General features: G+C 73.5%; 13 protein-coding genes. 12 read left to right on the forward strand and 1 reads right to left on the reverse strand.

Features of this window, described 5'->3' with window-relative positions; translation table 11 throughout:
* Position 1: 1 nt before the first annotated feature.
* A complete protein-coding gene (locus tag IE245_RS07435) occupies positions 2–994 on the reverse strand; it encodes a Gfo/Idh/MocA family protein (protein ID WP_189945943.1) in 993 nt (330 codons plus the stop codon).
* Positions 995–1,155: 161 nt separating this feature from the next.
* On the opposite strand from IE245_RS07435, the gene IE245_RS07440 reads away from it, so the two are divergent.
* The 12 genes from IE245_RS07440 to IE245_RS07495 all read left to right on the forward strand — a co-directional run bounded on the left by IE245_RS07440 (position 1,156) and on the right by IE245_RS07495 (position 12,505).
* Complete coding sequence (locus IE245_RS07440) at positions 1,156–2,175, forward strand: sugar ABC transporter substrate-binding protein (protein WP_189945944.1); 1,020 nt, start codon at positions 1,156–1,158, stop codon at positions 2,173–2,175.
* Positions 2,172–3,236 (forward strand): ABC transporter permease, encoded by a 1,065-nt coding sequence (locus tag IE245_RS07445; protein WP_189945945.1) that lies wholly within the window; start codon positions 2,172–2,174, stop codon positions 3,234–3,236. Before IE245_RS07440 ends, IE245_RS07445 begins: the two co-directional genes overlap by 4 nt.
* Positions 3,233–4,030: an ATP-binding cassette domain-containing protein gene (locus IE245_RS07450; RefSeq protein WP_189945946.1), complete on the forward strand. Its 798-nt coding sequence runs from the start codon at positions 3,233–3,235 to the stop codon at positions 4,028–4,030. The genes IE245_RS07445 and IE245_RS07450 overlap by 4 nt, the downstream gene beginning before the upstream one ends.
* A 56-nt stretch (positions 4,031–4,086) precedes the next feature.
* Entirely contained in the window at positions 4,087–5,250 is a 1,164-nt protein-coding gene (locus IE245_RS07455; protein WP_189945947.1) for an ROK family glucokinase, read from the forward strand.
* Complete coding sequence (locus IE245_RS07460; RefSeq protein WP_189945948.1) at positions 5,247–5,849, forward strand: hypothetical protein; 603 nt, start codon at positions 5,247–5,249, stop codon at positions 5,847–5,849. The genes IE245_RS07455 and IE245_RS07460 overlap by 4 nt, the downstream gene beginning before the upstream one ends.
* A gap of 35 nt (positions 5,850–5,884) precedes the next feature.
* Positions 5,885–7,300 carry a DEAD/DEAH box helicase gene (locus tag IE245_RS07465; RefSeq protein ID WP_189945949.1) on the forward strand — a complete coding sequence of 472 codons (1,416 nt, stop codon included), beginning with the start codon at positions 5,885–5,887 and terminating at the stop codon, positions 7,298–7,300.
* A gap of 72 nt (positions 7,301–7,372) precedes the next feature.
* Entirely contained in the window at positions 7,373–8,641 is a 1,269-nt protein-coding gene (pcaDC, locus tag IE245_RS07470) for a bifunctional 3-oxoadipate enol-lactonase/4-carboxymuconolactone decarboxylase PcaDC (RefSeq protein WP_189945950.1), read from the forward strand.
* Between the two features lie 52 nt (positions 8,642–8,693).
* Positions 8,694–9,326 (forward strand): MBL fold metallo-hydrolase, encoded by a 633-nt coding sequence (locus tag IE245_RS07475; RefSeq protein ID WP_189945951.1) that lies wholly within the window; start codon positions 8,694–8,696, stop codon positions 9,324–9,326.
* Positions 9,327–9,371: 45 nt separating this feature from the next.
* Complete coding sequence (locus IE245_RS07480; RefSeq protein ID WP_189945952.1) at positions 9,372–10,151, forward strand: exodeoxyribonuclease III; 780 nt, start codon at positions 9,372–9,374, stop codon at positions 10,149–10,151.
* 83 nt (positions 10,152–10,234) lie between these two features.
* Complete coding sequence (locus IE245_RS07485; RefSeq protein ID WP_189945953.1) at positions 10,235–10,672, forward strand: DUF6278 family protein; 438 nt, start codon at positions 10,235–10,237, stop codon at positions 10,670–10,672.
* A gap of 145 nt (positions 10,673–10,817) precedes the next feature.
* Positions 10,818–11,561, forward strand: coding sequence for an amino acid ABC transporter ATP-binding protein (locus IE245_RS07490; RefSeq protein WP_189945954.1), 744 nt, complete (start codon positions 10,818–10,820; stop codon positions 11,559–11,561).
* Positions 11,562–11,575: 14 nt separating this feature from the next.
* Positions 11,576–12,505 carry a glutamate ABC transporter substrate-binding protein gene (locus IE245_RS07495; RefSeq protein ID WP_189945955.1) on the forward strand — a complete coding sequence of 310 codons (930 nt, stop codon included), beginning with the start codon at positions 11,576–11,578 and terminating at the stop codon, positions 12,503–12,505.
* The last annotated feature ends 27 nt before the right edge of the window (positions 12,506–12,532 follow it).

Raw genomic sequence — 12,532 nt, forward strand, 5'->3', positions numbered from 1 at the left:
CTCAGCCCGCCACGGTCACCGGGCGGCGCTCCCGCCGGGACCGCTCGCAGGCCTCCGCGACCCGCAGCGCGGCCAGCGCCTCGTGCCCGTCGCACGGGTTCGGGGTCTCGCCGCGCACCAGGCGCACGAAGGCGTCCAGCTCCGCCTCGTACGCCGGGGCGAAGCGCTCCAGGAAGCCGGGCCACGGCTTGGGCGGGGGCGCGGGGGAGTGGGGTTCGAGCGAGGTGAGCGGGGTGCGCTCGTCGAGGCCGACCGCCAGCTGGTCGAGCTCGCCCGCCAGCTCCATCCGCACGTCGTACCCGGCGCCGTTGCAGCGGGTCGCCGTCGCCGTCACCAGCGTGCCGTCGTCCAGGGTCAGCAGCGCGGCGGCCGTGTCCACGTCACCGGCCTCGCGGAACATCGCGGGGCCCGCGTCCGCGCCGCGCGCGTACGCCTCCACGACCTCCCGGCCGGTCACCCAGCGGACCATGTCGATGTCGTGGATCATGCAGTCCCGGAAGAGGCCGCCGGAGAGCGGCAGATACGCGGCGGGCGGCGGCTCCGGGTCCGAGCTGACCGTCCGCACCGTGTGCAGCCGCCCGAGGAGCCCCGCGCGGACGGCCTCCCGGGCGGCCCGGTAGCCCGCGTCGAAGCGCCGCATGAAGCCGAGCTGGAGCTCGGTGCCGGCCTCCGCGACGGCCGCGAGCGCGGCCAGCGTGCCCGGCACGTCCAGGGCGATCGGCTTCTCGCAGAAGACCGGCAGCCCGGCCCGCGCCGCCCGGGCGATCAGCTCCGCGTGCGCGGCCGTCGCCGAGGCGATCACCACCGCGTCCACGCCGGCGCCGAGCAGCGCCGCCACGTCGGGCGCGGCCTCGGCGTCCACGGCCGCGGCCACCGCCCGGGCCCGCGCCGCCTCGGCGTCGGTGACCACCAGCGAGCCGACCTCCGGATGCCGGGCGAGCGCCCCCGCGTGGAAGCTCCCGATCCGGCCCGTACCGATCAGTCCGATGCGCATGGCCCCACCGTGAGCCGCCCCGCCGGGCGGTGTCAAGGCGGTCCCGCCACCCGCCCGCACGTAGGCCGCGCGGGCGCGGGGTAGGCCCCCTGGCGAACCGTGGCACCCGCATGACCGATACTGCAATGCACGCAGAAGGACACAAAGGAGGGCACGGCCTCGTGACCAGGCTTCGGACAGGAGGGGTACGCGCCGCGATCGGCGCCGTGCTCGCACTCGCGCTCACGGGAGCGCTCGCCGGGTGCAGCAGCACGGGCGGCAAGCGGGCGGAGGACGCCCGCAAGGCGGCCGCGGCCCAGGGCCGGGCGGCCGTGGACACCCCTCGCTGGACCTTCGCGATGGTGACCCACTCGGGCGACGGGGACACCTTCTGGGACATCGTCCAGAACGGCGCCGAGCAGGCCGCCGCCAAGGACAACGTCAACTTCCTGTACGCCCACGACGCCGAGGCGCAGCAGCAGGCGCAGCTGATCGACTCGTACGTCGCCAAGGGCGTCGACGGGCTGATCGTCACCCTCGCCAAGCCCGACGCCATGAAGGCCTCCGTGGAGAAGGCCGTCAAGGCCGGCATCCCGGTGATCACCGTGAACTCCGGCGCCGAGCAGTCCAAGGCCTTCGGCGCCCTCACCCACATCGGCCAGGACGAGACCGTCGCCGGCCGGGCCGTCGGCGAGGAACTGAGCGAGCGGGGGAGGAAGAAGGCCCTCTGCGTCCTGCACGAACAGGGCAACGTCGGCCACGAGCAGCGCTGTGCCGGCGCGAAGGAGACCTTCGACGGCGAGCTGGTCGACCTCTACGTCGACGGCACCAACATGCCCGACGTGAAGGCGTCCATCGAGGCCAAGCTCCAGTCCGACAAGGACGTCGACGCCGTCGTCACCCTCGGCGCCCCCTTCGCCGACGCCGCCGTCCAGGCCGCGAGGAGCGCCGGCAGCAAGGCCGAGATCGACACCTTCGACCTCAACGCCAAGGTCGCCGCCGGCCTGGAGGCCGGCACCCTCGGCTTCGCCGTCGACCAGCAGCCCTACCTCCAGGGCTACGAGGCCGTCGACCTGCTCTGGCTGTACCGCTACAACGCCGACGTCCTCGGCGGCGGCGAGCCCGTCCTCACCGGACCGCAGATCGTCACCAAGGACCAGGCCGGGGAGCTGAAGCGGTACGCGGAGCGGGGGACCCGATGAGCGCCACCGCGCCCCCGTCCGCACCGGGCGAAGGCCTCGACCACGTCGACGAACGCCTGCTGCGCACCACCCCGCTGAAGAAGCTCCTCGCCCGCCCCGAGCTGGGCTCGGTCGTCGGCGCCGTCGCCGTCTTCGTCTTCTTCGCGGTCGCCGCCGACAGCTTCCTGCGGCCCTCCAGCCTCGGCACCGTCCTGTACGCGGCCTCGACCCTCGGCATCATGGCCGTGCCGGTCGCCCTGCTGATGATCGGCGGCGAGTTCGACCTCTCCGCCGGCGTCCTGGTCACCAGCTCCGCGCTGGTCTCCTCGATGTTCAGCTACCAGATGACCGCGAACGTCTGGGTCGGCGTCGGCGTCTCGCTGGTCGTCACCCTGGCCGTCGGCGCCTTCAACGGCTTCATGCTGACCCGCACGAGACTGCCCAGCTTCATCATCACGCTCGGCACCTTCCTCATGCTCACGGGCCTGAACCTGGGCCTCACCAAGCTGATCGCCGGCACCGTCTCCACCAAGTCGATCGCCGACATGGAGGGCTTCCCCTCCGCCCGCTCCGTCTTCGCCTCGACCCTCACCGTCGGGAGCGTGGAGCTGAAGGTCACCATCCTGTGGTGGCTCGGCCTGGTGGCGGTCGCCACCTGGATCCTGCTCCGCACCCGCTTCGGCAACTGGATCTTCGCGGTCGGCGGCGGCGCCGAAGCGGCCCGCGCGGTCGGCGTCCCGGTCCACCGGACCAAGATCGGCCTCTACCTGGGCGTCGCCTTCGGCGCCTGGATCGCCGGCCAGCACCTGCTCTTCTCCTTCGACGTCGTCCAGTCCGGCGAAGGCGTCGGCAACGAGCTGATCTACATCATCGCGGCCGTCATCGGCGGCTGTCTGATCACCGGCGGCTACGGCTCGGCCATCGGCTCCGCCGTCGGCGCCCTCATCTTCGGCATGACCAGCAAGGGCATCGTCTACGCCGAGTGGAACCCCGACTGGTTCAAGTTCTTCCTGGGCGCGATGCTGCTCCTCGCCACGCTCCTGAACGCCTGGATCCGCAAGCGCGTGGAGGCCACCAAGTGACGGCACCGACGACGACCCCGCTGGTGGAGCTCGACGACGTCTCCAAGTACTACGGCAACGTCCGCGCCCTCGAAGGGGTCTCCCTGGAGGTCTCGGCCGGCGAGATCACCTGCGTCCTCGGCGACAACGGCGCCGGGAAGTCCACCCTCATCAAGATCGTCGCCGGGCTCCACCGGCACGACGCCGGCACCTTCCGCATCGAGGGCGAGGAGGTCGCCCTCGCCAGCCCGCGCGACGCCCTCGACCGGGGCATCGCCACCGTCTACCAGGACCTCGCCGTCGTCCCGCTGATGCCCGTCTGGCGGAACTTCTTCCTCGGCTCCGAGCCCACGAAGGGCAAGGGCCCCTTCAAGCGGCTCGACGTCGAGACGATGCGGACCACCACCCGCGAGGCGCTGCTCCGCATGGGCATCGACCTGCGCGACGTCGACCAGCCGATCGGCACCCTCTCCGGCGGCGAGCGCCAGTGCGTGGCCATCGCCCGCGCGGTCCACTTCGGCGCCAGGGTCCTCGTCCTCGACGAGCCGACCGCCGCCCTCGGCGTCAAGCAGTCCGGCGTCGTCCTCAAGTACGTCGCCGCCGCCCGCGACCAGGGCCTCGGCGTGGTCCTCATCACCCACAACCCCCACCACGCCTACCTCGTCGGCGACCGCTTCGTGCTGCTCAAGCGCGGCGTCACGGCCGCGAGCCACACCAAGGACTCGGTGACGCTCGACGAGTTGACCCGCCAGATGGCGGGCGGCAGCGAACTCGACGACCTCCGCCACGAGCTGGAGCGGCCCGCCGGACCGTGACCCGCCCCGGCCTTTCGTCACACGGACCCGACGTCCCTCCTGGCAGAATCGACCCGATGAGTACCTACCGTGATCCCGCCGCCCGGGGCGGTGTCCTGCGGACCGTGGGGACCCGCGAGCGGCGCTCCCACCTGTCGGCGCCCCGGGTGCCGACGGTGGGCATCGACATCGGCGGGACCAAGGTGATGGCGGGCGTCGTCGACGCCGACGGCACCATCCTGGAGAAGATCCGCACCGAGACCCCCGACAAGTCCAAGAGCCCCAAGGTCGTCGAGGACACCATCGTCGAGCTGGTCCTGGACCTCTCCGACCGGCACGACGTGCACGCCGTCGGCATCGGCGCGGCCGGCTGGGTCGACGCCGACCGGGCCCGCGTCCTCTTCGCCCCCCACCTGGCCTGGCGCAACGAACCCCTCAGGGACGCCCTCCAGGACCGGCTCGCCGTCCCCGTCATGGTGGACAACGACGCCAACACCGCCGCCTGGGCCGAATGGCGCTTCGGCGCGGGCCGCGGCGAGGACCACCTCGTCATGATCACCCTCGGTACGGGGATCGGCGGCGCCATCCTGGAGGACGGCAAGGTCAAGCGGGGCAAGTTCGGCGTCGCCGGCGAGTTCGGCCACATGCAGGTCGTGCCCGGCGGCCACCGCTGCCCCTGCGGCAACCGCGGCTGCTGGGAGCAGTACAGCTCCGGCAACGCCCTGGTCCGCGAGGCCCGCGAGCTGGCCGCCGCCGACTCCCCGGTGGCGTACAACATCATCGAGCGGGTCAAGGGCAGCGTCCCCGACATCACCGGCCCCCTCATCACCGAGCTCGCCCGCGAGGGCGACGCCATGTGCGTCGAGCTGTTCCAGGACATCGGGCAGTGGCTCGGCGTCGGCATCGCCAACCTCGCCGCCGCCCTCGACCCCTCCTGCTTCGTCATCGGCGGCGGCGTCTCCGCCGCCGACGACCTGCTCATCGGCCCCGCGCGGGAGGCCTTCCGCCGCCACCTCACCGGCCGCGGCTACCGCCCCGAGGCCCGGATCACCCGCGCCCAGCTCGGCCCCGAGGCCGGCATGGTCGGCGCCGCCGACCTCGCCCGCCTCGTCGCCCGCCGCTTCCGCCGCGCCAACCGGCGCCGGGTGGAGCGCTACGAGCGGTACGAGCGGTACGCGCAGGCCTTCCGCGCCGGCACCCACGGGCGCACCCCCCGCACCCCCGAGGACCCCGGCTCATGACCGTCCACCAGCAGCCCGCGAGCCCGCCCGAGGAGCGGCTCCCCGAGGAGCGCCACGACCGGCCGCGGCTGCCGGAGGACCGGGGGCGGATGCTGCGCCGCCGCTGGCTGACGGCGGTCATCATCGTGCTGCTCGTCGGCATCCCCGCCGGCTACCTGGTGATCTCCGCCGGGCAGAGCCGGGAGAGCGGCCTCGACAAAGAGCGCGAGTCCTCCGTCGTCGGGCTCCAGGACAACTGGCCCTCGCTGATGAAGCGCCGCGTCTTCGAGGTCCCCGTCCCGTCCGGCGCCTCCGGCGTCGCCTACTACGAGACCAGCAACTGGAGGACCAGCCGGCTGTACGTGCAGTTCACCACCACGGCGACCGGACTCGACGCCTTCCTCGCCGAGTCCGGCACCGGCCGCTCCGCGCTCACCCCGGGCCGGATCACCGTCTCCGACCGGGACGCCGACATCGTCGGCTGGACCTTCCCCGACGGCCTGAGCTGGTCGGGCACCACCGTCGACCGCGAGGACCCCCGCCCGTCCACCGACATCACCGTCGACCTCACGGACCCGGCGTTCCCCCGCGTCTTCGCCGTCTCCACCACCAGCCCCTGACCGGGCCCGCCCCGCGACGGGTCACAATGGACCCCATGAACAGCTCCCCCCGTCCCGCCGCCGAGGACGACTTCACGCAGCACGCCGGCAGCACCCCGGCGCTCCCCGCCGTCGACTCCTTCGACGCGCTCGGGCTGCCCCCCGCGGTACGGGAGCTGCTCACCGCCCAGGGCGTCGTCACCCCCTTCCCGATCCAGGCCGCGACCCTGCCGAACGCCCTCGCCGGGCGCGACGTCCTCGGTCGCGGCCGGACCGGCTCCGGCAAGACCCTCGCCTTCGGGCTGCCGCTCCTGGTGCGCCTCGCCGGCCGCCGGGCCGAGGCCCGCAAGCCCCGGGCGCTGGTCCTCGTGCCCACCCGCGAGCTGGCCCAGCAGGTCACCGACGCGCTCGCCCCGTACGCGGCCGCGCTGGGGCTGCGCCTCGCCACCGTCGTCGGCGGCATGTCCATCGGACGGCAGGCGACCGCGCTGCGCGACGGCGCCGAGGTCGTGATCGCCACCCCCGGCCGCCTCCTCGACCTCGTGGAGCGCAAGGACGCCCGGCTCGACCGGGTCGAGATCGCCGTCCTCGACGAGGCCGACCGGATGGCCGACCTGGGCTTCACCGACCAGGTCACCGCCCTCCTCGACCTGGTGCGCGAAGGGGGCCAGCGGCTGCTGTTCTCCGCCACCCTCGACCGGAACGTCGACCTCCTCGTCGAGCGCTACCTGCACGACCCGGTCGTCCACTCCGCCGACCCGTCGACCGCCGCCGTCACCACCATGGACCACCTGGTCCTCCAGGTGCACGGCCCCGACAAGTTCGCCACCGCCACCGAGATCGCCGCCCGCGACGGCCGCACGATCATGTTCCTCGCCACCAAGGCGTCCGTCGACCGCTTCACCGCCCACCTGCGCGGCAGCGGCGTCCGGGCCGCCGCCCTGCACGGCGACAAGTCGCAGCCGCTGCGCACCCGCACCCTGGAGCGCTTCCGCACCGGCGAGGTGACCGTCCTCGTGGCCACCGACGTGGCCGCGCGCGGCATCCACGTCGACGAGATCGACCTCGTCGTGAACGTCGACCCGCCCGCCGACCACAAGGACTACCTCCACCGCGGCGGCCGCACGGCCCGCGCCGGCGGCTCCGGCACCGTGGTCACCCTCGTCCTGTCCGACCAGCGCAAGGACGTCCTGCGCCTCATGGCGGACGCCGGACTGCGGCCCCGGGTCACCCAGGTCCGCTCCGGCGAGGCCGAGCTCAGCCGCCTCACCGGCGCCAGGGCCCCCTCCGGCGTCCCCGTCGCGGGCAGCGCCCCCAGCACCGAGGGCCCCAAGCGGGGAGGCGCGCAGTTCCGCGGCATCGGCACCGTCCCCGGCAAGCCCGGCCGCGCGAAGAACGAGTCCCGCCGCTCGGCGGAGGAGCGGAAGCTGGCCGAGGCCCGCAAGGCCGCCCGGGTCCGCCGCGGCCGCTGATCCTCCCCGGGGCTCCGGGGAATTCCCGCCCCGGCGGCGTGCCGGATCCGGCGGGATGAGAGGGTCGGGCGAGTGAGCGAGACACCGACGAACACCCTGCAATACCGCGTCGACGGGCCCGAGGACGCGCCCGTCCTGGTCCTGGGCCCCTCGTTGGGCACCACCTTCCACATGTGGGACCGCCAGGTCCCGGAGCTGATCCGGGACCGCCGGGTGGTCCGCTTCGACCTCCCCGGACACGGCGGCGCGCCCGCCCAGCCCTTCACCTCCGTCGCGGAGCTCGGCGACCGGCTGCTCGCCACCCTCGACACCCTCGGCGTCCAGCGCTTCGGCTACGCCGGCTGCTCCCTCGGCGGTGCCGTCGGCCTCGACCTCGCCCTGCGCGCCCCGCACCGGGTCGCCTCGCTGGCCCTGGTCGCCACCGCGCCCCGCTTCGGCACCGCCGACGAGTTCCGCCAGCGCGGGGTCGTGGTCCGCACCAACGGCCTGGAGCCGATGGCCCGCACCGCGCCCGAGCAGTGGTTCACCCCGCACTTCGCCGCCAACCAGCCCGCCATCGTCGACTGGGCCGTCCAGATGGTGCGGACCACCGACGCCGCCTGCTACGTCGCCGCCTGCGAGGCCCTCGCCGTCTTCGACGTCCGGGCCGCCCTCGGCAGCATCGGGGTGCCCGCGCTCGTCCTCGTCGGTGCCGAGGACCGGGTCACCGGCCCCGCCGAGGCCCGCACCCTCGTCGCCGGCATCGCCGACGCCAAGCTCGCCGTCGTCCCGGGCGCCTCCCACCTCGCCCCCGTCGAACAGCCGGCCGCCGTCACCGACCTGCTCCTGGAGCACTTCGCGGCGATCTCCCACGACACCAGCGGCACCCTCGCCGTACCGCCGCCCGTCCCCGCCACCACCGCCCCGGCCGAACCCGCGCCCGCCCCGGAGGCCCCCGAGGAGGGCGAGGAGGCCCCGGCCGGCCGGCCCGACCCGTACGAGAAGGGGCTCGGGCTGCGCCGCGAGATCCTCGGCGACGCCCACGTCGACCGGGCGCTCGCCGACGAGGACGCCGCCGACTTCCAGGAGCTCGTCACCCGCTACGCCTGGGGCGAGGTCTGGGCCAGGGAGGGCCTCGACCGGCGCACCCGCAGCGTCGTCACCCTGACGGCGCTGGTCGCCGGCGGACACCGCGAGGCGCTCGCCGACCACACCCGCGCCGCCCTCCGCAACGGCCTCTCGCCCGCCGAGATCCGCGAGATCGTGCTCCACACCGCCGTCTACTGCGGCCTCCCCGCCGCCGAGACCGCCCTCGCCACCGTCGGCCGCGTCATCACCGAGGAGACCACGCCGCCGGCGTAGGGACCGTCCGGCACCCCGGGCCGGGCCCGCGCGCCCGGCGTAGGGTGTGGCCGTGAAGCTGACGAAGAAGTCCCACGCCTGCGTCCGGCTGGAGAAGGACGGGCGGACGCTCGTCCTCGACCCCGGGTCGTTCACCGAGGAGGACGCCGTGCTCGGCGCGGACGCCCTCCTCGTCACCCACGAGCACCCGGACCACTTCGACGAGGGCCGGCTGCGCGCCGCCCTGGACGCGCACCCGGCCACCGAGCTCTGGACCCTGCGCAGCGTGGCCGGGCAGCTGGCCGCCGCCTACCCCGGTCGCGTCCACACCGTCGGCGACGGCGACACCTTCACCGCCGCCGGCTTCGACGTCGAGGCCCACGGCGAGCTGCACGCCGTCATCCACCCCGACATCCCGCGCGTCACCAACGTGGGCTTCCTCGTCGACGGCGCCGTCTTCCACCCCGGCGACGCCCTCACCGTCCCCGGCCGCCCGGTGGACACCCTGCTGCTGCCGGTGATGGCGCCGTGGAACAAGATCTCCGAGGTGATCGACTACGTCCGCGAGGTGAAGCCGCGCCGGGCGTACGACATCCACGACGCGCTCCTCACCGACCTGGCCCGGCCGATCTACGACCGGCAGATCGGGGCGCTCGGCGGCACCGACCACCAGCGGCTCGCGTCCGGCGCCTCCGTCGGGCTCTGAGCCGGCTCCGGGCCGTTGTCGGTGCCCGCCAGTAGGGTGGGCCCCATGCGCATCGCCACCTGGAACGTCAATTCGATCACCGCCCGGCTGCCCCGGCTGCTGGCCTGGCTGGAGAGCAGCGGCACCGACGTGCTGTGCATCCAGGAGACCAAGTGCAGCGCCGAGCAGTTCCCCACCGAGGCGCTGAAGGAACGGGGCTACGACGCGGTGGTCAACGCCACCGGCAGGTGGAACGGCGTGGCCCTGCTCTCCCGCGTCGGCTTCGAGGACGTGGTCACCGGCCTGCCCGGCGGTCCCGAGTACGACGGCGTCCAGGAGCCCCGCGCCGTCTCCGCCACCTGCGGCCCGGTCCGCCTCTGGTCGGTCTACGTGCCGAACGGCCGGGAGATCTCCCACGAGCACTACGCGTACAAGCTGCGCTGGCTGGAGGCGCTGAAGGCGGCCGTCGCCGAGGACGCGGCCGGCGGACGCCCCTTCGCCGTGCTCGGCGACTACAACATCGCGCCGACCGACGCCGACGTCTGGGACGTCTCCCTCTTCGAGGGCGCCACCCACGTCACCGAGCCCGAGCGCGCGGCCCTCGCCGGCCTGCGCGAGGCCGGCCTCGCCGACGTCGTCCCGCGCCCCCTCAAGTACGACCACCCGTACACGTACTGGGACTACCGCCAGCTCGCCTTCCCCAAGAACAACGGCATGCGCATCGACCTGGTGTACGGCAACAAGCCCTTCGCCGAGGCCGTGAAGGACAGCTACGTGGACCGCGAGGAGCGCAAGGGCAAGGGCGCCTCCGACCACGCGCCGGTCGTCGTCGACCTCGACCTCTGAGCCGGGCCGCCCCGCCGGGGCGGTCCCGGCGATCTCCGCGCGCCGGGTGGTGGTCCGGCAGGTGACGGTGCGACGCTGTTCCGATGAACATCCCGTTTCTCGACCACTGGCGCAAGCGGCAGGAGCCCGAGCCGTCCCCGCTGGTCGCGGCCTACGACCGGGACCCCGAGGGCGTGGCGGAGCTGCTCGCCGAGTGCGAGCTGCTCCGCGCCCGGGTGGAGGCGGCGGGCGTCGAGCTCGACGACACCCCGCGCTCGCTCGAGGCGCTGGACCAGCTCCCGCCGCGCTGGCGCGACGACCCCGAGGAGCTGCCGTGGTTCGGCAACGACGCGGGGCTCTACCTCGGCACCGTCATCGTGCGGACCGTGCCGGGGGCCCGCTGGCAGGTGTGGCCGAACGGAGGTCCGGTCGTCGTCCTGGAGTCCGGGCGCGAGGTCCCCGTCGTGGCGTACGGCCTGGAGTGGGCGATGACGGGCGCGCCCGAGCTCTCCCAGGTGTACGCCGAAGCCGCCGAGCGGTGACGTAAATACGGCTAATCCCCGATTGCCCCTTTCGTGCGTGTCGGGGCGTGAAGTCCCTTTTCCCGGCGGATAGTTTGCGCTGTCTCGACACACCGCATCGACACACCGCATCGGCACACCGCTGAGGAATGGGGCAGGGCAGCGCATGACCGTCGATCCGCTGATCGAACTGCGTGGCGTCAACAAGCACTACGGCACGTTGCACGTCCTCCAGGGCATCGACCTCACCGTCGGCCGCGGCGAGGTCGTCGTCGTCATCGGCCCCTCGGGCTCCGGCAAGTCCACCCTCTGCCGGGCGATGAACCGCCTGGAGTCCATCGAGTCCGGCGAGATCCGCATCGACGGCCGCCCCCTCCCGGAGGAGGGCAAGGACCTCGCCCGGCTGCGCGCCGAGGTCGGCATGGTCTTCCAGTCCTTCAACCTCTTCGCCCACAAGACCGTCCTCGCCAACGTCTCCCTGGCACAGATCAAGGTCCGCGGGCGGAAGCGGGAGGAGGCCGACCGCCGCTCCCGCGAACTCCTCGACCGCGTCGGCCTCGCCGCCCACGCCGAGAAGTACCCGGCCCAGCTCTCCGGCGGCCAGCAGCAGCGGGTCGCCATCGCCCGGGCCCTCGCCATGGACCCCAAGGCGCTCCTCTTCGACGAGCCGACCTCCGCCCTCGACCCGGAGATGATCAACGAGGTCCTGGACGTCATGCGGCAGTTGGCGCGGGACGGCATGACCATGGTCGTCGTCACCCACGAGATGGGCTTCGCCCGCTCCGCCGCCCACCGCGTCGTCTTCATGGCCGACGGACGGATCCTGGAGGACCGCGCCCCCGAGGAGTTCTTCACCGCCCCGCGCAGCGAGCGCGCCAAGGACTTCCTCTCCAAGATCCTCTCGCACTGACCGGGGTGGGAACCATGCAGCGCACGCACCGACGCCCGGGCGCCTTCGCCCTCGCCCTGCTGCTCGCCACCACGGGCTCCCTGCTGGCCGGCTGCGGCCGGCCCGGCAGCCCGCCCGTGAAGGGCCCGCAGCCCGACCAGCTCCCCTCCTACCGGATCGCGTCCGGCTTCCGGCTGCCGGACTCCTCCACCTGGAACCGGGCGCGCACCCGCGGACGGCTGATCGTCGGCGCCAAGGAGGACCAGCCGTACCTCGGCGAGAAGGACCCCGCCACCGGCCGCTACTCCGGCTTCGACATCGAGATCGCCAAGATGATGGCCGCCTCCCTCGGCTTCGACCCGGCGACCGGCGTCGAATACCGCACCATCGCCTCCGCCAACCGCGAGACCGCCCTGCAGAACGGCCAGATCGACTACTACGTCGGCACCTACACCATCAACGACAAGCGCAAGCAGCTCGTCGGCTTCGCCGGCCCCTACTACGAGGCCGGCCAGTCCCTCCTCGTCCGCGCCGACGAGGACTCCATCCACGGGCCGCAGGACCTCGACGGCAAGCGCGTCTGCTCGGCCGCCGGCTCCACCCCCTACCAGCGGATCCAGCGGGAGTACCCGAAGGCCGAACTCGTCGCCTACGACACGTACTCCATCTGCGTCGACAACCTCCTCACCTACCAGGTCGACGCCGTCACCACCGACGACACCATCCTCATGGGCTACGCCGCCAAGGTCCCCGACGAACTCGCGCTCGCCGGGAAGCCGTTCTCGAAGGAGCCGTACGGGATCGGCGTGCCGCGCGGCGACACCGCGCTCCGCCTCGCCCTCGACGACGCCATCGCCGCGCACGAGAAGAACGGCGACTGGAAGAAGGCGTACGACGCGACCCTCGGCCTCTCCGGCGTACCGGCCCCGACGCCGCCGCCCATCGACCGCTACCCGACCGACTGAGGACCCCCACCGCTGACATGGACGTGC

The organism is Streptomyces roseolus (assembly GCF_014649855.1).
GTDB classification, from domain to species: Bacteria; Actinomycetota; Actinomycetes; order Streptomycetales; family Streptomycetaceae; genus Streptomyces; species Streptomyces roseolus.

What these genes read in the sequence shown, in the direction of transcription:
- IE245_RS07490 (WP_189945954.1), top strand. Translation starts at nt 10,818, where the DNA reads ATGACCGTCGATCCGCTGATCGAACTGCGTGGCGTCAACAAGCACTAC.
- IE245_RS07485 (WP_189945953.1), top strand. Translation starts at nt 10,235, where the DNA reads ATGAACATCCCGTTTCTCGACCACTGGCGCAAGCGGCAGGAGCCCGAG.
- IE245_RS07495 (WP_189945955.1), top strand. Translation starts at nt 11,576, where the DNA reads ATGCAGCGCACGCACCGACGCCCGGGCGCCTTCGCCCTCGCCCTGCTG.
- IE245_RS07445 (WP_189945945.1), top strand. Translation starts at nt 2,172, where the DNA reads ATGAGCGCCACCGCGCCCCCGTCCGCACCGGGCGAAGGCCTCGACCAC.
- IE245_RS07460 (WP_189945948.1), top strand. Translation starts at nt 5,247, where the DNA reads ATGACCGTCCACCAGCAGCCCGCGAGCCCGCCCGAGGAGCGGCTCCCC.
- IE245_RS07455 (WP_189945947.1), top strand. Translation starts at nt 4,087, where the DNA reads ATGAGTACCTACCGTGATCCCGCCGCCCGGGGCGGTGTCCTGCGGACC.
- IE245_RS07435 (WP_189945943.1), bottom strand. Translation starts at nt 994, where the DNA reads ATGCGCATCGGACTGATCGGTACGGGCCGGATCGGGAGCTTCCACGCG.
- IE245_RS07465 (WP_189945949.1), top strand. Translation starts at nt 5,885, where the DNA reads ATGAACAGCTCCCCCCGTCCCGCCGCCGAGGACGACTTCACGCAGCAC.
- IE245_RS07480 (WP_189945952.1), top strand. Translation starts at nt 9,372, where the DNA reads ATGCGCATCGCCACCTGGAACGTCAATTCGATCACCGCCCGGCTGCCC.